The organism is Chitinophaga sp. NPDC101104, from assembly GCF_050277495.1.
In the GTDB taxonomy this organism is placed as follows: Bacteria; Bacteroidota; Bacteroidia; order Chitinophagales; family Chitinophagaceae; genus Chitinophaga.
The window spans coordinates 22,223-42,234 of the sequence record NZ_JBNNSF010000005.1; the positions used below are offsets into that span (position 1 = coordinate 22,223).

Genomic DNA, 20,012 nt, shown 5'->3' on the forward strand with positions numbered 1-20,012 from the left:
GATATGTTGACAGTATTACTCATATTGATCCCTTTGGTGACGGGGCTGATTACATTCGGACTCAGCGGCCGTGGCGCCAAGGTTTTCAGCCTGATTTCCTCACTGGCCACGCTGGCCGTTACACTGGCCGCTTGGGCGCAATTCCGTACGGCTCCCGAAGCGCTGCGCTTCACCGCCGAATGGATCCCCCAACTCGGCAGCCAGATCAACCTCGGCCTCGATGGTCTGAGCCTCATGCTCGTGCTGCTCACGACCATTTCCTTCCCGCTGATCTTCACCACCGTACTGAGCCGTAACTACGAAAGATCGGGCGCCTTCTACGGCCTGATGCTCCTTTCGCAGGCGGGCATGCTGGGCGTTTTCCTTTCGTACGACGCGCTGCTGTTCTACGTGTTCTGGGAACTGGCCCTCATCCCCGTATACTTCCTCTGCTCCATGTGGGGCGGCGAGAAAGCCATCCCGGTGACGTTCAAGTTCTTCGTGTATACTTTTGCTGGATCGCTGCTCATGCTGGTCGGCATTATTTATATCTACTTCCAGACCGAAGGCTCTTTCAGCTGGCAGACCTTCACCAGCCTGCACCTCAGCAACGATGAGCAAAGCTGGCTGTTCTGGCTCTTCTTCGTGGCGTTCGCCATCAAGATGCCGGTTTTCCCCTTCCACACCTGGCAGCCCGACACTTACGAGCAATCGCCCACGCCTGTTACCATGGTGCTGAGTGGTGTGATGGTAAAAATGGGCCTGTTCGGCGTGTTGCGCTGGCTGAAGCCCGTGCTCCCGGCTGGCGCGGACATGTGGCAGGAAGCCGCTATCCTCCTCAGCGTGATCGGCATCATCTACGCGTCCTGCATCGCCATCATGCAATCCGACCTGAAGAAACTGATCGCTTACTCTTCCATCGCCCACATCGGGCTGATGAGCGCCGCGATCTTCGCCGGTAACGAACAAAGCCTCGCCGGCGTGCAGGTGCAGATGTTCAACCACGGCATCAATATCATCGGCCTCTGGATCATCATCGAAGTGATCGAGCAGCGCCTCGGTACCAAAAACATGCAGCAACTGGGCGGTATCGCCTCCGTTGCGCCCGCCCTGTCCATCCTCCTGGTGATCGTAAGCCTGGCGAACATCGCCCTGCCGCTCACCAACGGGTTCATCGGCGAGTTCCTCATGTTCAGCGGTCTGTTCCAGCACAACGTTTGGTTCGCCGCCGTTTCCGCGATCGCTATCATCCTCGCCGCCGTATACATGCTGCGCATGCTGCAGAAAGTACTGTTCGGGGAAACCAACGCGCTCACGGCCACCACCACCGACCTGAAAGGCGGGGAGATGCTGGCGCTGGTGTGCATCACCGCCATGATCTTCGTGCTCGGCGTATATCCGAAACCGTTGCTGGAGCTCGTTTCCGGTACCGGGATTGAAAACACCGTTGCCGCACTGACCGGACGTTGATTTAATAAATGATTCTGTAACGTTACAATATGAACGCATTAATTACGACTGCTGTTTTTGGGATTATTCTGATGTTCGTGGGCCTGGTTGTCAAACAGAAGCAGTATATCAAATATTTCGCGATCGCCGGTACGGTGCTCGCCTTCATCGCCAACCTGCTCGACGTGCAGCAGGGCTACGGCGTGATGCACGGCATGGTGGAAGTGAGTTCCTTTTCCGTGCTGTTCAATGCCATCGCCATCGCCTCCACGGCCCTTTACTTCCTGCTTTGCGGCAGCGCGTTCGAGAAAGTGGGGGAAGACGTGGCCGATTATTTTGCGCTGATATTCTTCATCCTGGCGGGTATCATGCTCACCGGGGCGTACAGCAACCTGCTGATGCTGTTCCTCGCCATCGAGATCATCTCCATCCCGCAATACATCCTCGCGGGGGCCGATAAAAAGAACCTGAAAAGCAACGAAGCTTCGCTGAAATACTTCCTGATGGGCTCCTTCACCACGGGGATCCTCCTCATGGGCATCGCGCTCCTCTACGGTGCTACTGGCACGTTCGATCTGCGCGAAATGGGCCTGGGCACCGGGGAACTGAGCCCCCTGGCACTGTGCGGCATCATCCTGCTCGGGTTCTCCCTGGCATTCAAAGTATCCGCCGCACCCTTCCACTTCTGGACGCCCGACGTGTACGACGGCTCTCCGACCGTTTTCACCGCCTTCATGGCCACCATCGTAAAAGCCGCGAGCTTCATCGCTTTCATGCGCCTTTTCCATGTGAGCTTCTCCGGCGGCAACATCAGCCACCACTGGCAGCTGATCCTGGCCATCATCACCGCGGCTACCCTCATCATCGGTAACCTCACGGCCGTATTCCAGCAAAGCGTGAAGCGCATGCTCGCTTACTCCAGCATCGCACAGGCGGGTTTCATGCTGTTTGCCATCGTGGCGCATAATGAAATGTCAAGCCAGGGCCTCATTTTATATGCAGCGGCTTACAGTGTGGCTACCATCGGCATCTTCGCCATCTTGCTGAAAATGAACGACTATACGTTCGACGGATTCAACGGTCTTGCCCGCAGGCAGCCGCTGGTAGCCGTTGTTTGCGCGATTTTCCTGTTTTCGCTGGCGGGTATTCCGCTGACCGCGGGCTTCTTCGCCAAGTACTTCGTGCTGAGCGCGGCCGTTCAGCAGGGAGATCTGCTGTGGCTGGTGATCCTGGGCGTACTTTGCGCTGCAGTAAGCGCCTATTACTACTTCCGCGTGATCATCGCCATGTACTTCAAGCCCGGAGAGGCGGATGCACAGGGCGTTACGCCGGGCTTCAAAGCCATGCTGGTTGTGGCGGCGGCCATCGTGATCGTGCTCGGTATTTTCCCGAACCTGCTCCTGCAATTCCTGTAATCGCAACGATATTTTTCCGGAAACGGCAAGGCCAACGCGTCTTGCCGTTTTTTTTATGCCATTCCGCGGATGGATGGGGGTACAGATGATGGAAAACCGTTAACTTTAGTCAACGGTCGTTATGCGTACAAAAGATGTATTTTCCCTCGCCCTGCGCTCCGTGAGCGCCAACCGCCTCCGGGCGGGCCTTACCGTGACGGTGATCGCTTTCGGGATCATGGCGCTCGTGAGCATCCTAACGGTGATCGACGCGCTGCAATACAAGATCTACGACAGTTTCGCCAGCATGGGCGCCAATGGTTTCTCCATCCGCAACCGCGAGATGCGCATCCGTATGGGCGGCGGCGGCGGGGCCGTCCGGGGAACGAGCACGGGCCAGCGCAGGAAGGTCCGCACTTCCAACCAGAACAAGGTCATCACTTTCGGTGAAGCGATGGAATTCAAGAAACGGTACGATTTCCCTGCTACGGTAGGCCTCATGTTCCGTGCGGGCGGCGGTATGACCGTTTACCGCGAAAACTTCAGGACCAATCCCAACGTCCAGGTGATCGGCGGCGACGAGAACTACCTCAAGCTCAATAATTACAACCTTCGATACGGCAGGAATTTCACGAAAGCCGACATAGAATCCGGCCGGAACGTGGCTGTTTTGGGTTGGGATGTAGCCAAAACGCTGTTCGGGGAATTCCCGGAACGGGCCCTCAACTCGAACGTGCGCCTGGGCAACGTCCGCTACCGCGTGATCGGGATATTGGAAAGCAAAGGCAGCAGCAACATGTTCAGCGCCGATAACGTGGTGGTGACGACGGTGACCAGCACCCGGCGGGTGTTCAACCGTCCCTGGGCGTCTTACCAGATCAACGTCAACGTGAACGATATCAAGCTGCAGGACGAGGCGATAGGGGAGGCCACGGGGCTTTTCCGCGTCATCCGCAGGATGGATTTCAACGAGGAGAACAATTTCTTCATCAGCCGGAGCGATAGTATCGCCGAAATGCTGTTCCGGCAATTGGGGATGGTGACGGCGGCGGCTACATTGATCGGGCTCATTACACTGGTGGGCTCGGCGATCGGTTTGATGAACATCATGCTGGTGTCTGTAGCGGAGCGGACGCGGGAGATCGGGGTGAACAAGGCCCTCGGTGCCACGGGCCCTACGATCCGGCTGCAGTTCGTGTTCGAATCGGTGATCATCAGTATTTTGGGAGGGATGCTCGGGGTGATTTTGGGGATCCTGGTAGGGAACCTGGTGGCCAGTTTGATGGGCTCGTCGTTTTTCATCCCCTGGGGTTGGACGATCGGGGGAATCCTGGCCTGTGCGGTGGTGGGCCTGATGAGCGGGATATACCCGGCTGTGAAGGCTTCCCGGCTGGATCCCATCGTGGCGCTGCGCTATGAGTAAGCAAGTATTGATAACAATAGAAGGCATAAAAAAAGCTGCACCCGGTTGGATGCAGCTTTTTTAATATGGTGATCGGGCTGATTATTCAGCAACCACTTCGAATTCCAGTTCGGCTTCGTTGCCTTTACCGAAATCGAGGCGGGCTTTATACAGGCCCAGTTCTTTCACATCACCGAGGATATGGATGCGACGGCGGTCGATCTCATAACCTTTCTGTTCTTTGATCGCGCGGGCGATCTGAACGCCGGTAACAGAACCGAAGATTTTGCCGGAGGTGCCGGTTTTCGCGCCGATTTTAACGGGAGCGGCTTTCAGCACTTCTACCACTTTGGCGATTTCAGCGAGCATTTTCTCTTCTTTCACTTTCTGCACTTTCACGCGCTCGTTGAGTTGCTTCAGGTTAGACTCGCTGGCCTCTACGGCGAACTTTTGGGGGATCAGGAAGTTCCTGGCGTAACCGTTCTTCACGGCTACCAGTTCATTCTTCTGGCCCAGATTGTCTACGTCTTGTATTAAGATTACTTGCATTGTTTCTTACTTTAAAAGGTCAGTAACATAAGGCAACAGCGCCATCTGGCGGGCTTTCTTGATAGCCTCGGCTACCTTACGCTGGAATTTCAGCGAGTTACCGCTGATACGGCGAGGCAGCATCTTGCCCTGATCGTTCAGGAACTTTTTCAGAAACTCGGCATCTTTGTAATCTACATACTTGATACCCAATTTCTTGAAGCGGCAGTATTTTTTCTGGCGCTTCTCTTGCTTAACCGCGGTTAAGTACTTGATTTCTTGTTTAACTGCCATAACTTTTAAGCTTCTGCGGTTTTAGGTTCAGCATCATAGTTACCTTTCTTCCGGGTGTTGTACGCTACCGCGTGCTTGTCCAGTTTGGTAAACATGTAACGCAATACATTTTCATCGCGGTTCAGCTGGATCTTCAGCTTCTCATTGAAGTCGGATGGCGCAGTGTACTCCAGTACCAGGTACATGCCCGTGGTCTTCTTCTGGATCGGGTACGCCAGTGATCTCAGGCCCCAGGGATTTTCGTGCACAATCGCACCGCCATTGTCTTTCACAAGGTCAGCGAATTTTTTCTGGGCAGCTTTGTAGTCTTCCTCAGAAAGCACAGGGGTAAAGATCACCATCAATTCGTAGTTTGACATAATTTTCCCTTGTTAGTGATTTAAAATTAAAATGGAGTGCAAAGATAAGGGGTTTATTTGGATTCTCACGCTTATCTGGCGCGAATTTCCACGTTTTTTCCCACCCAATCCCCATCCTGTCGCAGTTTTCCGGCGAATAACCCGCAACTGACTGAAAATCAACGCCTGTTTTTTCGTTTGACGGTCAACTTGTCAGTCGCCCCCGCCATGGCACACCCTTTGACAAGGTTTCCCCGTCTAAAAAACCGAAAAACATATGCAGAAAGGTGCCATACGTGTACAAACAGAGAACATTTTCCCCATTATCAAGAAATTCCTCTATTCCGATCATGACATTTTCCTGCGGGAACTGGTCAGCAACGCAGTGGATGCCACCCAGAAACTCAAAACCCTGGCCAGCGTAGGCGAATTCAAAGGCGAGATCGGAGAAGCCGACGTCACCGTTTCCCTCGATAAAGAAAAGAAAACCATCACCATCTCCGACCGCGGCATCGGCATGACCGCCGAAGAAGTCGACAAATACATCAACCAGGTCGCCTTCTCCGGTGCGGAAGAATTCGTGAAGAAATATAAAGGACAGGGAGACGGCGCCAATATCATCGGCCACTTCGGCCTCGGGTTCTACTCCTCCTTCATGGTATCTTCCCAGGTGGAAATCTTCACCAAATCCTGGAAACCCGACTCCCAGGCCGTTCGCTGGGAATGCGACGGCAGCCCGGAATACCAGCTCGAAAACACCGAAAAAGATTCCCGCGGCACCGATATCGTATTGCATATCAACGAAGAAAGCGAAGAATTCCTCGACGAGCACCGCATCCGCACCATCCTCGAAAAATTCTGCCGCTTCCTCCCCGTGCCCATCAAATTCCAGGGAGAACAAATCAATAATACATCCCCCGCCTGGGTCAAAAAACCGTCGGAGCTCACCGCAGACGACTACCAGGCTTTCTATAAAGAGCTGTATCCCTTCGCGGAGCCGCCCCTGTTCTGGATCCACCTCAATGTAGACTATCCCTTCAACCTCACCGGGATCCTCTACTTCCCCAAAATCACCAAAACGTACGAAATACAGAAAGACAAGATCAGCCTGTATTCCAACCAGGTTTTCGTGACAGACGAGGTAAAGAACATCGTGCCCGAGTTCCTCATGCTGCTCCACGGCGTGATCGACTCGCCCGACATTCCCCTCAACGTTAGCCGCAGCTACCTCCAGGGCGATCCCAACGTGAAGAAAATCAACGCACATATCACCAAGAAAGTGGCCGATAAACTGGACGAAATGTTCCGGACCGACCGCAAATCTTTCGAGGAAAAATGGGAGCACATCGCCCTGTTCGTGAAATACGGGATGATGACCGAAGACAAATTCCTCGATAAAGCCAGCAAGTTCCACCTCCTCGAAGACGTGGACGGCGGCGCTTTCTACACATTGGAAGAATACCGCACCGCGGCCGCTGCCGTGCAGACCAACAAGGAAGGCAAGCTCGTGGTCCTCTACGCCACCAATCCCACACAGCAAGACAGCTACATCGCCGCCGCAAAAGCGAAAGGGTATAAATTGGTGAAAATGGAAACGATGGTAGACGCCGGTTTCATCAACCAGATGGAGCACAAATGGGAAAACGTCATGTTCACCCGGGTAGACGCCGACATCGCCGACAACCTCATCAACCCCGACGCCGCCACGCAAAGCGTGCTCAGCGAAGCGCAGGAAGGAACGTTGAAAGACATATTTACCGGCCAGGTGGCACTGCCAGGCGTGAAAGTGGAACTGAAAGGCCTCGGCGCGCAAGACCAGCCCGTGATCGTTACCCGCGGCGAACTGATGCGCAGGATGAAAGACATGGCCGCCATGGGCGGATCGGCCGCCAGCTGGTATGCCGGCATGCCCGACGAAATCACCATGACCGTCAACGCCAACCATCCTATTTACCAGCGCATCTTGGGAGAAGGGGACAGCGGGCTGCAACAGAAGCAGGTCCGCAACCTCGCCGACCTCGCGCTGCTGTCGCAGGGCCTGCTGACCGGCGCCGATCTCACGGCGTTCGTGAACCGCAGCGTGGAACTGATGGAGAAATAATCACAATCCGGTTATACAGGAAAAAGCAAAGCGCTCCGGTGCTTTGCTTTTTTTATTGGATGGGTGCGGGGACATGAAAAGTGTGATCGGGAATGATGCAGAAACTTTTGCATATTAACAACATTCCTAAGTTATGAGTAAGTGTTATGTATTAGCTGAAATTTGCTACCATGGCGGGTTTTGTGGTATGGAAGTTGAGTTACGGATGGCACGAGAACCATAATTTAACCATATCCGACATGAGTAACTTGAGTAAAATCCGAACGCTTTGCGTATTGGCCCTGGTGGCTTTAATGATGAGTTGCAGCCGCGAAAGCGAAGTGCCTGTGCCAGCCAAACCAGTTGATGGGAAAGGGACGGAAACGCCGCCGCCCCCTGCCACCGGTACCACCAACCTGACTACCGGGGTTACCGCGCAGAAAGTGAAGAGCCCCAAACAGGTGACCGACTTCCTCCGCCAGTTGCCGGCAACCTACAACGACAATCCGAACAAGAAATGGCCGGTCATTATTTTCCTCCACGGTGTGGGCGAGCGCGGCAACGACATTAACCTGGTAAAACGCGCCGGGCTGGCTGCACGGGCGGCCCAGGACCCCAACTTTCCGTTTATCGTCATCTCTCCGCAGTGTAAGGCCTCCAGCTGGTGGGACGTGCCCAGCCTCGAAGTGTTGTACGAACAGGTGGTGAAGGAATACAAGGTGGACCCGTCCAGGATTTACCTGACGGGCCTCAGCATGGGCGGGTACGGCACCTGGAGCTGGGCGCTCAGTAAACCCGACCGTTTTGCCGCCTACGTGCCGATCTGCGGGGAAGGCACCCCTTCGAAGGCTTGTGTGCTGAAAGATAAGCCGGTATGGGTTTTCCACAATGCCGACGACCCTACCGTTCCCGTAAAAGGCTCGCGGGACATGGTGAATGCCATCCGGAGTTGCGGCGGTACTTTGGTGAAATACACGGAGAATGCTACCGGCGGGCATAATGCCTGGACGAAAGCCTATAATGATCCGGCATTATACACCTGGTTGAACCAGCAAAAGCAATAACCGCTGCAAGAAGCGCAATTGACCCCGCGGGCCCCTGGGCCGCGGGGTTTTTTATGCCTGCACGGACAGGCAGCGATTTGGCATTGAGTTTATTGGATATTATGCAAATAAATGAATTGACAAAATCTTGCATTTGATGCTGAAATCCGCCACCATAGGGCGTTTATGGCATCTATGTGTTATACTTCCGCTGGTATAAGTGATGTATTTTCGCAGTTCCCATACTTATGAATTGAAATATGAATGTAAGATTGATTTTAATGTTAGCCTGGGCCGCATGTATAATGAGCTGTGGCCGAGATCATGAAGCTACACCTGTACCCACGCCAGGCCCCGGTACAGGAGGCGGAGGTACCGAAACCCCCAATCCGGGAACGCCCGCTGTACCGTTAACCACCGGGCTGACCGCGCAAAAAGTGAATAATCCGAAGCAGGTCACCGATTTTCTCCGCTATTTGCCCGCAAAGTATAATGAGGACCCGAATAAAAAGTGGCCCGTCATTTTTTCGCTCCACAGTGTGGGGGAGCGGGGCAACGATATCAATATCGTGAAGCGCTCGGCATTGGTCGTGAAAGCGGTAAACGACGCGAACTTCCCATACATCCTCATCGCACCGCAATGCAAAGTGACCAGCTGGTGGGACATTCCCAGCCTCGAAGTGCTGTACGCACAGGTCATGAAAGATTATAAGGCCGACCCTTCCCGCGTGTATCTCACGGGTATGAGCATGGGCGGGTACGGTGTGTGGAGCTGGATACAGGCTAAACCCGATCGCTTCGCCGCCGCGGTACCCATTTGCGGGGAAGGCTCGCCGGACAAGGGTTGTGTATTGAAAGACAAGCCATTATGGGTTTTCCACAATGCAGACGATCCTACCGTTCCGGTAAAAGGTTCCCGCGATATGGTGAGCGCCATCGAAGCATGTGGCGGCAAACTGGTGAAGTATTCGGAAAGCGCCACGGGCGGGCACGATGCCTGGACGAGGGCATATGCCGAGCCCACCCTGTTTACCTGGATGGACCAGTACACGAAATAATTGCGGCAGTACCGTCGCAGGAAAGACCCCGTGGCCATGGGCTACGGGATTTTCTTATGCCCCGGAAGGCCGGATGTCGATGGCTTTGAGCTGAAGGGTGGTGTTGCCGTTCCATTCGTTTTCTTCCACGGTAAAAACCAGGTCGAACGGTTTTTTACCGGAAATAATCTCGAATTTATCGGCCATGAAGAAGCCGATGCCGGAAAACGGGGTGCCGCCGCGCTGGCGGACGGATAATTTGATGTGCTCGTCTTTCACGATGCGGGAAAACCCGGTGTCGGTCAGGTTCCTGGCGATGAAAACGGGCCGGAGGTTCTCGGGGCCGAGGGGCTCGAATTGCCGGAGGATGTTGTAGAAAGCGGGAGTGAGGTCAGACAGCCACACTTCGGTGTCGATCACGATCTCGGGAATAAGCAGGTCGGGGCTGATGGTGGCAGACACCACGGCTTCGAAGCGCTCCTGGAAAGCCGTCACGTTCTCCGGTTTGAGGGTCATGCCCGCCGCGTAAAAGTGGCCGCCGTAGTTTTCGAGGAGGTCTTTGCACTGGTGGATGGCTTCGTACACGTTGAAGCCGGACACGGACCGTGCGGAGCCCGCCACCTTGTCGTTGCTCTGCGTGAGGATAATGGTGGGCCGGTAGAAATATTTATCGATGAGCCGCGACGCCACGATGCCGACAACCCCTTTATGCCAGTGGGGCTGGAACAGCACGGTGGATTTGCGGGCGATCATTTCCGCGTCGTTCTGGATAATGCTGACCGCTTCCTGGGTGATGCTCATATCGATCCCCTTGCGCTCCTGGTTGTCTCCATGCAGCATTTCCGCAATGGCGAAAGCCTTGTCTTCGTCGGTTTCCATGAAAAGGTTCACGGCCTTCCGGGCATCGTCCATCCTTCCGGCGGCGTTTACGCGCGGCGCGATGACGAATACCAGGTTGGAAGTGGTGAGTTTTTCCTTCAGGTTGCTGAGCCGCAGCAGCGCCTTGATCCCCGGCGACGGCGCTTCGTTGACCTGTTTGAGGCCATGGAAGGCGAGCACGCGGTTTTCGCCCGTCATGGGAACGATATCGGCGGCGATGCTGGTAGATACGAGGTCGAGATATTGGTACACCCCGCTCATGGGGATTCCTTTCTTCTGCGCCAGGGCGCTGATCAGCTTGAAACCGATCCCGCAGCCGGAAAGCTCCTTATAAGGATAAGGGCAATCTTCCTGTTTGGGATTGAGAATGGCGACGGCCGGGGGAAGAATGGCATCGGGAAGGTGGTGGTCGCAAATAATGAAATCGATGCCGAGAGAGGCGGCATGGCCGATGTACTCGACGGATTTAATGCCACAGTCCAGCGCGATGACGAGCCCGAAGTCGTTATCCCGCGCATATTCGATGCCTTGCATGGAGATGCCGTACCCTTCGCGGTAGCGGTGGGGGATATAGAATTCGATATTGTCGTACAGTTGTTGCAGAAAACCATACACCGTGGCCACGGCGGTGGTGCCGTCTACGTCGTAATCGCCGTACACGAGGATTTTCTCGCGGCGGAAGAAGGCTTCTTCCAGCCGGGAAACGGCTTTGTCCATATCCTTCATGAGCCATGGATCGTGGAGGTCGTCCAGCGAAGGCCTGAAGAAATGGCGTGCATCTTCAAATTTAGTGATCCCCCTTTGTACCAGCAAGCGGCATAGTATGGGGTGGATTTTCAAAGCTGCCTGGAGCTGCTGCTCCTGTGATGGTTGATATTTCTTTACTGTCCAGCGTTTCTGCATGCAATTGTATTATAGGGAAGCATCCCGGCGGATCTGGCTGAATCCGGTTGTAATATAATGATGATTGCCGTATTTCTGCCAAATGCGGGAAATTCTCCGAAAAAAGGAGGAAGGGGGACTAGAATTTGCGATCGGTGGTGAACCTGACGAGGGATTCCAGGCCTTTGCGGATGTCGTTGTCCGGGAAGGTGTGGAGGATGGCGAGGGCTTCGTCGCGGTACTGGAACATTTTTTCGCGGGTGTAGTCGATGCCGCCGGATTCGTTGACCATGGCGATGACTTCGGCTACGCGGTCCTTATCTTTATTATGGTTTTTCACAATATTGATAATTTTCCGCCGGTTTTCGGGGGATGCGTGCTGGAGGGTGTAGATGAGGGGAAGGGTCATTTTCTTTTCCCGGATATCGATGCCGGTGGGTTTGCCGATGTTGGCGGTGCCGTAATCGAAGAGATCGTCCTTGATCTGGAATGCGACGCCGACTTTTTCGCCGAATAGGCGCATTTGTTCGGTCACCTGGTCGTCGGCCGTGGTGCTCCATGCGCCGGCGGCGCAGGCGGAGGCGAGGAGGGAGGCGGTTTTGCGGCGGATGATCTCGAAGTATATATCTTCCTTGATGTCGAGCTTGCGGGTTTTTTCGATCTGTAGGAGCTCTCCTTCCGACATTTCCTTCACGGCCTGCGAGAGGATTTCGAGGCTGCGGAATTCCTTGTTGGTGACGGAAAGGAGGAGGCCTTTGGAGAGGAGGTAATCGCCGACGAGAACGGCTATCTTGTTCTTCCACAGTGCGTTGATGGAGAAGAAGCCGCGGCGTTCGAGGGAATCGTCGACCACGTCGTCATGAACGAGTGTGGCGGTATGCAGGAGTTCTACCAGCGCGGCGGCGCGGTAGGTGTTTTCATTGATGGTGTCGGCGAACAGCCGTGCGGAGAGGAGCACGAACATGGGCCGGATCTGTTTGCCCTTTCGTTTTACGATATAGTGCATGATCCGGTCCAGCAGGGGAACATGGCTTTTTACGGCGTCTGCAAACTTTCCTTCGAAATCGTGTAATTCCTTCCCAATCAGTTGTTTAATTTCCTCCATGCTATTAATAAAAAGGTACGCTAAGCTAGGCCTAAAATCGGACATTTTGCAAATTTGGCCCCGAATTTGTATGCATTACCTGGATGTTCCTTAAATTAGCGTTTAATATTGAAGCAGTTATCAATGCAAATAAAATCGCAAGAAAAATTTGTATATTCATTTAGGATTTTTACCTTTGCTTGGTAAAAAACGCGTTAATTGTAAAATCTTTAACAGTTTTTAAATAAAAAACAATTATGGCAAGCAAAAAGTACTTACTACTGGCAGGTGCAATGTCCGCTCTGGCTGCATCTCCTGGTTTTGCGCAGGTTAAGCCCTCATATGATGCCCTGGACTCCTCGAAAGTTTCGGCTAAGAATATGGCGCAATTCAACAGCTTCAGAAACAACCAGTCTGATTACCCCGCAAAACCCCGTAGCATGTGGGAACTGGGTTTCCACGGTGGCTACCACTTCATTCAAGGTGATGTTTCCGCTCTTCCCGGTTTCGGTGGCGGTATCTCGCTGAGAAAAGCACTCGGTCACACGTTCTCTCTGAGAGCTGAATATACCGGATCTTTCGACTACGGTCTGGATTATCAGCTGAAGTCATCTGTAGTTGGTGCAGATGGTTTAAACCCTTGGGGCGCAACTGCCGCTGCTAATGGCGGTAAAATCGTTCCCAACTACAAAACAGCGACTCACCAGCTCTCTCTGGACTTCATCGCTTCCCTGAGCAACATCCTGTTCTACAAGGCGCAGCCTAAAGTTAACTGGTATGTACTCGGTGGTTACGGTCTGATGCTCGCTGACGTAGATGTTGACGCACTGAATGAACAAGGTTCAGCTTACAACTATTCTTCTATCGACTTCGGCCGCAAGAAGAAAGACATCCGTAAAGATTTGAAAGACTTCTACGACCGCAAATATGAGCAAAACGCACCCGCACAGGGCAACCGTGTTCAAATCGGCCGTAAAGACGACAACCAATTGCTCCGTCACGCGTTGAACGTTGGTACCGGTATCGCTTTCAAAGTATCCAAACGCTTTAACATTGGCGTTGAAGAGAAATTGACGCTGCCCTTTGATAACTACCTGGATGGTTACACTCCTGGTCATTCTGATCAAACCAAAGACTTCTTCTCTTACACCTCTGTTCGCCTGAACTTCAACCTCGGTAACGCCAGCAAACGCGTAGAACCCCTCTGGTGGGTTAACCCGCTGGATTTCGCCTACAACGAGCTCAACAGCCCCCGTCGTATGAAACTGCCGGCTCCCGTACTGCCTGATGCTGATGGCGACGGCGTAACCGATCAGTTCGACCGCGAACCCAACACTCCCCAGGGTGCACCTGTTGACGTTCACGGTGTAGCTAAAGATACCGACGGTGACGGCGTTCCTGACTACAAAGACAAACAACTCATCACTCCGACTTACTGCCAGCCTGTTGACGCTGACGGTGTAGGCAAATGCCCGGATCCTGAGTGCTGCAAAGACCGTGTTCAAACTTCCTGCGCTAGCCTGGTATTCCCCAGCGTATCTTTCAAAGGTTCTTCTACAAAAGTTTCCTCTGAAAACGAAGCTATCCTGAGCAGCGTGGCTAACACCCTCCGTTCCAACCCCTCCTGCAACATCCTGGTTACCGGCCACGCTGGTGCCAAAGGCAAAAAAGGTGGTGTTGACCTGAGCAGCCGTCGCGTAGACGCAGTGATCGACTACCTGGCTGACAAGCAAGGCATCGACCGCGGCCGTTTCATCAAACAAAACACTCCTGGCGACGCTGGTACCGTGGACCTGAATCCCGCTAACTAATACCTCGCCAAGGTAAAATAACGAAAAGGGCTGCCTCACCAGGCAGCCCTTTTTTTATGGCCGTTCCCCGTTAATTTTTTTACTTCCGTGAACCCCCGGGCCCCCATCCCCGTTTTATTTACAACGCGTTTTTTACTTCTTGCAAATCCTGATTATTTATCACTACATTTGACTCGCCTAAACTTCATATCGTTTTTAGCGTGGTAAAAAACTTCAATAAAGCTACCCTTGCCGGCATCATCGTGGCACTGGGTATCATCTACGGCGATATCGGTACTTCTCCGCTCTACGTATTCAAAGCCATTGTCGGGTCCAATGAAATCAGCGAGCTGCTGGTCATAGGTGGCATTTCCTGCATTATCTGGACACTCACCCTGCAAACAACCGTAAAGTACGTTATCCTCACCCTCAAGGCGGATAACAAGGGTGAAGGCGGCATCTTTTCACTATATGCCCTCGTCAGGCGGCACGGTAAATGGACCGTCATATTCGGCATGATAGGAGGTGCGGCGCTCCTGGCAGACGGGATCATTACGCCGCCCATCACCGTTACTTCCGCCGTAGAAGGTCTGCGGACGCTGCCCGTGTTCAAGGACCTCGACACCATGACCATCGTGAAGATCGTACTCCTGATCATCTCCGGCCTGTTCTTCATGCAGCAGTTCGGCACCATGTCCATCGGCAAACTGTTCGGCCCTATCATGGTCATCTGGTTCGGCATGCTCGCCATCCTCGGCATCATGCACATCGCAGACGATCTTTCCGTGCTCAAGGCATTCAATCCCTACTACGGCGTTAAACTGCTCACCCTCTACCCGCACGGCTTTTTGCTGCTGGGGGCCGTTTTCCTCTGTACCACGGGGGCAGAGGCCCTCTATTCGGACCTGGGTCACGTGGGCCGCGGCAACATCCGCGTATCCTGGATATGGGTGAAGATCTCCCTCATCCTCAACTACCTGGGCCAGGGCGCCTGGCTCCTCACCCAAACCGGTCAGAAACTCAACGGCGAAAACCCGTTCTTCCTCATCATGCCGGAAGGGTTCGTGATCTTCGGCGTACTGATCGCCACCATCGCCTCCGTTATCGCATCGCAAGCCCTCATTTCAGGCTCCTTTACCCTGATCTCGGAAGCCATGCGCCTCAACCTCTGGCCCAAACTCAAAATCAACTACCCGACCGAGCAACGCGGTCAGTTATATATCCCCGGCATCAACCTCCTGCTGTTTGTCGGCTGTAGCGGTATCGTGCTGATCTTCAAGGAATCATCGGCCATGGAAGCGGCATACGGGCTGTCGATCACGCTGTGTATGTTGATGACGTCGTGCCTCTTCGCGTTTTACCTCTACACCCGCCGGGTAAAGCTCTGGTGGATAGGGCTGTATCTCGCCGTATACCTCACCATCGAGTTCTCATTCCTCCTCGCCAACCTGCAGAAATTCACGCATGGCGGTTACGTGACGGTGATCGTAGGCGGTGCGCTCTTCCTCGTGATGTACGCCTGGTACCGCTCGCGCAAGATCAAGAACCGGTACGTGGAATTCGTCAGGCTGGAAGATTACCTGCCCATCCTGCAGGAGCTCAGCAACGATTCTTCCATCCCCAAATACGCCACGCACCTCGTTTACATGAGCAGTGCAGACAACCCGAAGGAGATCGAGCATAAGATCATTTACTCCGTCCTCAATAAAAAGCCCAAACGCGCCGATATTTACTGGTTTGTGCACGTAGACGTGGTGGACGAGCCTTACATGAGCGAATACACCGTGCAGACCATCATCCCCAACGAAGTGATCCGCGTCGAATTCCGGCTCGGGTTCAGGGTGGAACAACGGATCAACCTGATGTTCAGAATGGTGGTGGAAGACATGGTGCGCAACAAGGAAGTAAATATCACCAGCCGGTACGAATCGCTCAGCAAAAACAATGTGGTAGGGGATTTCCAGTTTATCGTCATGGAAAAATTCCTTTCCCACGATAACGACCTGCCGCTGCACGAACGGATCATCATGCGGATCTACTTTATGCTGAAAAAGATCGGGCTGTCGGAAGAGCGCGGTTTCGGGCTGGATTCCAGCTACGTGACCATCGAGAAATTCCCGCTGGTAGTGGCCCCGGTTACCAATCTGCAACTCAAAAGGGTGGCCGACCGGCAAAGATTTGATGATTGACGGTTTGCAGGGATGGGAAGCGAGCAGTATATTGTGAGCTTCACCTTTACGCAATTCGTCATTTATGATAAGACAACTACTCGCCACGGGTATCTTCGTGGCCGCTTCCCTGACGGCATTCGGCCAGGCCGGTATTAATTCCGATTATTCGGAGCTGAAGGACTGGCGCAAGGCAGACCCCGCGGCCTGGAGCGCCATCCGCCCCGGAACGCACGTCCAGTTCGGCAGTGCAGACCTCCGGTACGACAAGCTCTATGCCCCCGAATCCGGAAGCCTGGCCACTTCCTGGAGCGCCCACGCCTGGAAGAACGAGAAAATCCACACCCAGTTCGTTATTTACACCACGCAGGCCCAGCCCGGCGTTACGGTGTCCAAATCCGCGCTATCAGACGGGAAAGGCAATACCATCCCCGCCAGCGCCGTTTCCACCGGGTTTCTGCGTTATGTGATGACCGATGAGCTGAACAGCGAAGGCGGCGGCTGCGGTTACCGCAAGCCCGAAGAATTCGATTCTTCCCTCGTGGCAGACGTCATCGATAATAAAACTTCCATCAACATCGCCGCCAATTCCACCCAGCCGGTATGGCTCAGCATCAAAGTGCCGGCCGGGACGGCTGCAGGTGTGTACAAAGGCACGGTGACGGTAAAAAACAACAAGGGCGTGTCGATCAAAACCCTCAGGTACGACGTTACCGTAAATGCCCGCACGCTCCCCGAGGCCAAAGACTGGCAATACCACCTGGACCTCTGGCAGAGCCCCTATGCGATTTCCCGCTACCATAACGTAAAACCCTTCAGCAAGGAGCATTTCGACGCCATGCGGCCCTATATGACCCAATTGGCGGGCATCGGGCAGAAAGTGATCACCGCCAGCATCATTTACGACCCCTGGAACAGCCAGACCGAAGATATTTACGGCGATATGGTCAAATGGACCAAAAAGCGCGACGGCTCCTGGACGTACGATTATACCGAATTCGACAAATGGGTGGAATTCATGATGGAATGCGGCGTCACCAAGCAGATCGCCTGTTACAGCATGATCCCTTGGAACCTGAAATTCTACTATTACGAAGAAGCCACCGGCAAAATGACCCACATCGTGGCCAAGCCGGGCTCCGCCGAATACGACGCACACTGGCGCCCCATGCTCGCCGATTTCGCCAAACACCTGAAACAGAAAGGCTGGTTCGATATCACCTGCATCGCGATGGACGAGCGCCCCATGGAGGCCATGCAGGCCGCCATTAAGCTCATCCGCAGTGTGGACAAGGATTTCAAGGTGTCGTTGGCGGGTAATTACCACAAAGAACTGGTGAACGATATCTATGATTATTGCATCGCCATCGGACAGGATTTCACGCCGGAAGAGCGTGCCATGCGCTTTGCCAAAAACTGGCCGACTACTTATTACACCTGCTGCACAGAAGGTTTTCCGAATACCTTTACCTTCTCGCCCCCCGCAGAATCCGCGTGGCTGGGATATTACGCCGCAGGCAAGGATTACAAGGGCTATCTCCGCTGGGCGTACAATTGCTGGGTGAAAGATCCGCTCCGCGATTCGCGTTTCCGCACCTGGGCTGCCGGAGATACTTACCTCGTTTACCCCGGCGGCCGTTCCTCGATCCGTTTCGAGCGGCTGGCGGAAGGCATCCAGGCGTATGAGAAGATCCAGATCCTGAAGAAGGAAGGGAAGGGGCCGCAACTGGAAAAAGTGCTGAAAACTTTCGAATGGAACCGGCTGAAGCAGAAGAAGGCGGAAGATATGGTGAAAGCCGCTGCTGCCGTGATCAACAGCTTGTAAGCGATCGATATGAAGCATAAAAAAATCCTCCGAGGAATCGGAGGATTTTTTTTTAACACAACTAAAAAACAATCAAACTAATATCATCTTAAAATTCATCAATCGGGCTTTTTCCCGTCGAGAAAGGTATTGATCGTGTTGATCTCTGCCTGGTTTTCGCCGTTCTGGCCAACTGTGTAGCTGGAGTAGAAATGCTCGGCGGAACCGGCGCCGTTGTCGAGATCGATGTTCCGGCGGAGGTACGCGGGAATGTTCTCGATTTCGGTGTTGTTATCCATATTTTTCACGTTGAAGCTGATGCTGCGCAGTTTGGCTACGCGTTCCAGCTGCTTCTTCCGTTGTTCTTCTGCCTGGTCGTCGTGCAGCGCCTGGGGCTGCGGGGGAGGAACGGGTGCGTTGTTGGCGTCTTCCCGGTACACCATTTTCATTTCTTCCTGCTGCTGGATGTTATTGCTGCTCACCGGTTCCACGTAGATGTTGGAAGGACGGTTGAGGTAGCCTCCGGAACCTGCGTTGGTAGCGGGTTTCTGCTGAACGGGCTGGGGCTGCGGAGCGGCTTGTGCCTGCGGGGCGGGGGGCTCTACGGGCTCGATGTTGAGCGTGTAGGTCTCGCGTTCAGGTTGCTGCGGAGCGGGGGGCATGAAGGAAGCTGCGCTGGCCGGGTGGGTAACGGTGGGCTCCACGAGGCGGGGCGCCATGATGTCGATGATCTCGGGCTCGTCGTCGGAGAAGAGCATGCCCTGGTTGTGCATTTTCTTTTCTTCGTTTTCGCCGCCGAGGGTCATGACGATCTTGGGTTCTTCCTGTTTTTCGGTCGTAGCGGCCGGCTGTTGCGATTTGGCCTGGCGGATGGGGTTCTGCTCAAAGCCGGTGGCGATGATGGTAACGCCCAGGTTGCGCTGGAGGCTTTGATCGTAGCCAACACCGAGGATCACGTCGCAATCTTCGCCTGCCATGCTCTGTACGTAGGCCTGGATGATGTCCATTTCATCGAGCGTGTGCTCGAATTCGCCTTCGGAAGAGGAGATATTGATCAGGATCCATTTGGCGCCTTTGATATCGTTGTCGTTCAGGAGCGGGGAAGTCAGTGCATCTTCGATCGCGGCCTGTGCACGGTTTTCGCCTTCGGCGATGGCCGATCCGAGGATGGCTACGCCGCCATTGCGCATAACGGTGCAAACATCGGCGAAATCGACATTGATCTGGCCGGTGGAGTTGATAACGTCTGTGATACATTTTGCCGCGGTGGCGAGCACGTTATCCGCTTTTTCGAAGGCGGCCTTGAATTTGAGGTCGCCGAATTTCTGACGGAGCTTGTCGTTGGAAATGATCAGCAGTGTGTCCACATAATCCTTGAGGCGGTTGATGCCTTCTTCGGCCTGGATCATTCTCTTTTTACCTTCGTAAGAGAAGGGTGTGGTGACGATGCCCACGGTAAGGATGCCCAGTTCCTTGCATATTTTGGCGATGATGGGAGCGCCGCCGGTGCCGGTGCCGCCGCCCATACCGGCGGTGATGAACGCCATTTTGGTGTTCACCTCCAGTATTTTTTTAATTTCTTCGAATGATTCTTCCGTAGCCTGTTCGCCGATCCGGGGATTGGCGCCGGCTCCGAGTCCCTGCGTCAAATGCGGGCCCAGCTGTACCTTGTTGGGTACGGGGCTGTTTGCAATCGCCTGTGCGTCGGTATTGCAAATAATGAAATTCACACCCTCAATGTTCTGACTGAACATGTGGTTCACCGCATTGCTTCCTCCGCCACCAATGCCTATCACCTTGATGATGGAGGATTTTTCCTTTGGAAGATCAAAATGTATCATGACTCTAGCTCTTTATATGG

General features: G+C 53.9%; 15 protein-coding genes. 9 read left to right on the forward strand and 6 right to left on the reverse strand.

Annotated features, from left to right (window positions below):
* Positions 1-3 precede the first annotated feature (3 nt).
* The 3 genes from ACQKLP_RS25375 to ACQKLP_RS25385 all read left to right on the forward strand — a co-directional run bounded on the left by ACQKLP_RS25375 (position 4) and on the right by ACQKLP_RS25385 (position 4,245).
* Entirely contained in the window at positions 4-1,449 is a 1,446-nt protein-coding gene (locus ACQKLP_RS25375; protein WP_427325913.1) for a complex I subunit 4 family protein, read from the forward strand.
* A 29-nt stretch (positions 1,450-1,478) separates the two neighbouring features.
* Positions 1,479-2,843 carry an NADH-quinone oxidoreductase subunit N gene (locus ACQKLP_RS25380; protein WP_427325915.1) on the forward strand — a complete coding sequence of 455 codons (1,365 nt, stop codon included), beginning with the start codon at positions 1,479-1,481 and terminating at the stop codon, positions 2,841-2,843.
* A gap of 121 nt (positions 2,844-2,964) precedes the next feature.
* Positions 2,965-4,245 (forward strand): ABC transporter permease, encoded by a 1,281-nt coding sequence (locus tag ACQKLP_RS25385; protein ID WP_427325917.1) that lies wholly within the window; start codon positions 2,965-2,967, stop codon positions 4,243-4,245.
* Between the two features lie 81 nt (positions 4,246-4,326).
* Here the strand turns inward: ACQKLP_RS25385 and rplI are convergent, their stop codons facing one another.
* The 3 genes from rplI to rpsF are packed head-to-tail and all read right to left on the reverse strand — an operon-like array spanning position 4,327 to position 5,405.
* The gene (gene rplI / locus ACQKLP_RS25390; RefSeq protein ID WP_126247767.1) at positions 4,327-4,773 is read right to left on the reverse strand and encodes a 50S ribosomal protein L9; all 447 of its coding nucleotides are present in this window, start codon (positions 4,771-4,773) and stop codon (positions 4,327-4,329) included.
* A 6-nt stretch (positions 4,774-4,779) separates the two neighbouring features.
* The gene (gene rpsR, locus ACQKLP_RS25395; RefSeq protein ID WP_074240327.1) at positions 4,780-5,046 is read right to left on the reverse strand and encodes a 30S ribosomal protein S18; all 267 of its coding nucleotides are present in this window, start codon (positions 5,044-5,046) and stop codon (positions 4,780-4,782) included.
* Between the two features lie 5 nt (positions 5,047-5,051).
* Positions 5,052-5,405: a 30S ribosomal protein S6 gene (rpsF, locus tag ACQKLP_RS25400; protein WP_126247765.1), complete on the reverse strand. Its 354-nt coding sequence runs from the start codon at positions 5,403-5,405 to the stop codon at positions 5,052-5,054.
* Positions 5,406-5,661: 256 nt separating this feature from the next.
* On the opposite strand from rpsF, the gene htpG reads away from it, so the two are divergent.
* The 3 genes from htpG to ACQKLP_RS25415 all read left to right on the forward strand — a co-directional run bounded on the left by htpG (position 5,662) and on the right by ACQKLP_RS25415 (position 9,565).
* Positions 5,662-7,485, forward strand: coding sequence for a molecular chaperone HtpG (htpG, locus tag ACQKLP_RS25405; RefSeq protein ID WP_427325921.1), 1,824 nt, complete (start codon positions 5,662-5,664; stop codon positions 7,483-7,485).
* A 239-nt stretch (positions 7,486-7,724) separates the two neighbouring features.
* The gene (locus ACQKLP_RS25410) at positions 7,725-8,528 is read left to right on the forward strand and encodes a hypothetical protein (protein WP_427325922.1); all 804 of its coding nucleotides are present in this window, start codon (positions 7,725-7,727) and stop codon (positions 8,526-8,528) included.
* A 416-nt stretch (positions 8,529-8,944) separates the two neighbouring features.
* Positions 8,945-9,565, forward strand: a complete 621-nt coding sequence (locus ACQKLP_RS25415; RefSeq protein ID WP_427325924.1) for a hypothetical protein — start codon at positions 8,945-8,947, stop codon at positions 9,563-9,565.
* Between the two features lie 54 nt (positions 9,566-9,619).
* Here the strand turns inward: ACQKLP_RS25415 and recJ are convergent, their stop codons facing one another.
* Both recJ and ACQKLP_RS25425 read right to left on the reverse strand, forming a co-directional pair.
* On the reverse strand, positions 9,620-11,326 hold the full coding sequence (gene recJ, locus ACQKLP_RS25420) for a single-stranded-DNA-specific exonuclease RecJ (protein ID WP_427325925.1): 1,707 nt from the start codon (positions 11,324-11,326) through the stop codon (positions 9,620-9,622).
* Between the two features lie 118 nt (positions 11,327-11,444).
* Entirely contained in the window at positions 11,445-12,410 is a 966-nt protein-coding gene (locus ACQKLP_RS25425; RefSeq protein WP_427325927.1) for a polyprenyl synthetase family protein, read from the reverse strand.
* A gap of 236 nt (positions 12,411-12,646) precedes the next feature.
* Here ACQKLP_RS25425 and ACQKLP_RS25430 point away from each other — a divergent pair, with 236 nt between their 5' ends.
* The 3 genes from ACQKLP_RS25430 to ACQKLP_RS25440 all read left to right on the forward strand — a co-directional run bounded on the left by ACQKLP_RS25430 (position 12,647) and on the right by ACQKLP_RS25440 (position 18,172).
* A complete protein-coding gene (locus ACQKLP_RS25430) occupies positions 12,647-14,200 on the forward strand; it encodes an OmpA family protein (RefSeq protein ID WP_427325928.1) in 1,554 nt (517 codons plus the stop codon).
* A 200-nt stretch (positions 14,201-14,400) separates the two neighbouring features.
* On the forward strand, positions 14,401-16,368 hold the full coding sequence (locus tag ACQKLP_RS25435) for a KUP/HAK/KT family potassium transporter (RefSeq protein WP_427325929.1): 1,968 nt from the start codon (positions 14,401-14,403) through the stop codon (positions 16,366-16,368).
* 64 nt (positions 16,369-16,432) lie between these two features.
* On the forward strand, positions 16,433-18,172 hold the full coding sequence (locus ACQKLP_RS25440) for a glycoside hydrolase domain-containing protein (RefSeq protein WP_427325931.1): 1,740 nt from the start codon (positions 16,433-16,435) through the stop codon (positions 18,170-18,172).
* Positions 18,173-18,270: 98 nt separating this feature from the next.
* On the opposite strand, the gene ftsZ is transcribed toward ACQKLP_RS25440, so the two are convergent.
* Positions 18,271-19,992, reverse strand: coding sequence for a cell division protein FtsZ (gene ftsZ / locus ACQKLP_RS25445; protein ID WP_427325933.1), 1,722 nt, complete (start codon positions 19,990-19,992; stop codon positions 18,271-18,273).
* Positions 19,993-20,012 lie beyond the last annotated feature (20 nt).

Bases quoted from the DNA above. Each gene is read 5' to 3' on its own strand.
- ACQKLP_RS25410 (WP_427325922.1), top strand. From the start codon at position 7,725: ATGAGTAACTTGAGTAAAATCCGAACGCTTTGCGTATTGGCCCTGGTG.
- ACQKLP_RS25430 (WP_427325928.1), top strand. From the start codon at position 12,647: ATGGCAAGCAAAAAGTACTTACTACTGGCAGGTGCAATGTCCGCTCTG.
- rpsF (WP_126247765.1), bottom strand. From the start codon at position 5,405: ATGTCAAACTACGAATTGATGGTGATCTTTACCCCTGTGCTTTCTGAG.
- ACQKLP_RS25375 (WP_427325913.1), top strand. From the start codon at position 4: ATGTTGACAGTATTACTCATATTGATCCCTTTGGTGACGGGGCTGATT.
- recJ (WP_427325925.1), bottom strand. From the start codon at position 11,326: ATGCAGAAACGCTGGACAGTAAAGAAATATCAACCATCACAGGAGCAG.
- rpsR (WP_074240327.1), bottom strand. From the start codon at position 5,046: ATGGCAGTTAAACAAGAAATCAAGTACTTAACCGCGGTTAAGCAAGAG.
- ACQKLP_RS25425 (WP_427325927.1), bottom strand. From the start codon at position 12,410: ATGGAGGAAATTAAACAACTGATTGGGAAGGAATTACACGATTTCGAA.
- ACQKLP_RS25380 (WP_427325915.1), top strand. From the start codon at position 1,479: ATGAACGCATTAATTACGACTGCTGTTTTTGGGATTATTCTGATGTTC.
- ACQKLP_RS25440 (WP_427325931.1), top strand. From the start codon at position 16,433: ATGATAAGACAACTACTCGCCACGGGTATCTTCGTGGCCGCTTCCCTG.
- ACQKLP_RS25385 (WP_427325917.1), top strand. From the start codon at position 2,965: ATGCGTACAAAAGATGTATTTTCCCTCGCCCTGCGCTCCGTGAGCGCC.
- htpG (WP_427325921.1), top strand. From the start codon at position 5,662: ATGCAGAAAGGTGCCATACGTGTACAAACAGAGAACATTTTCCCCATT.
- rplI (WP_126247767.1), bottom strand. From the start codon at position 4,773: ATGCAAGTAATCTTAATACAAGACGTAGACAATCTGGGCCAGAAGAAT.
- ftsZ (WP_427325933.1), bottom strand. From the start codon at position 19,992: ATGATACATTTTGATCTTCCAAAGGAAAAATCCTCCATCATCAAGGTG.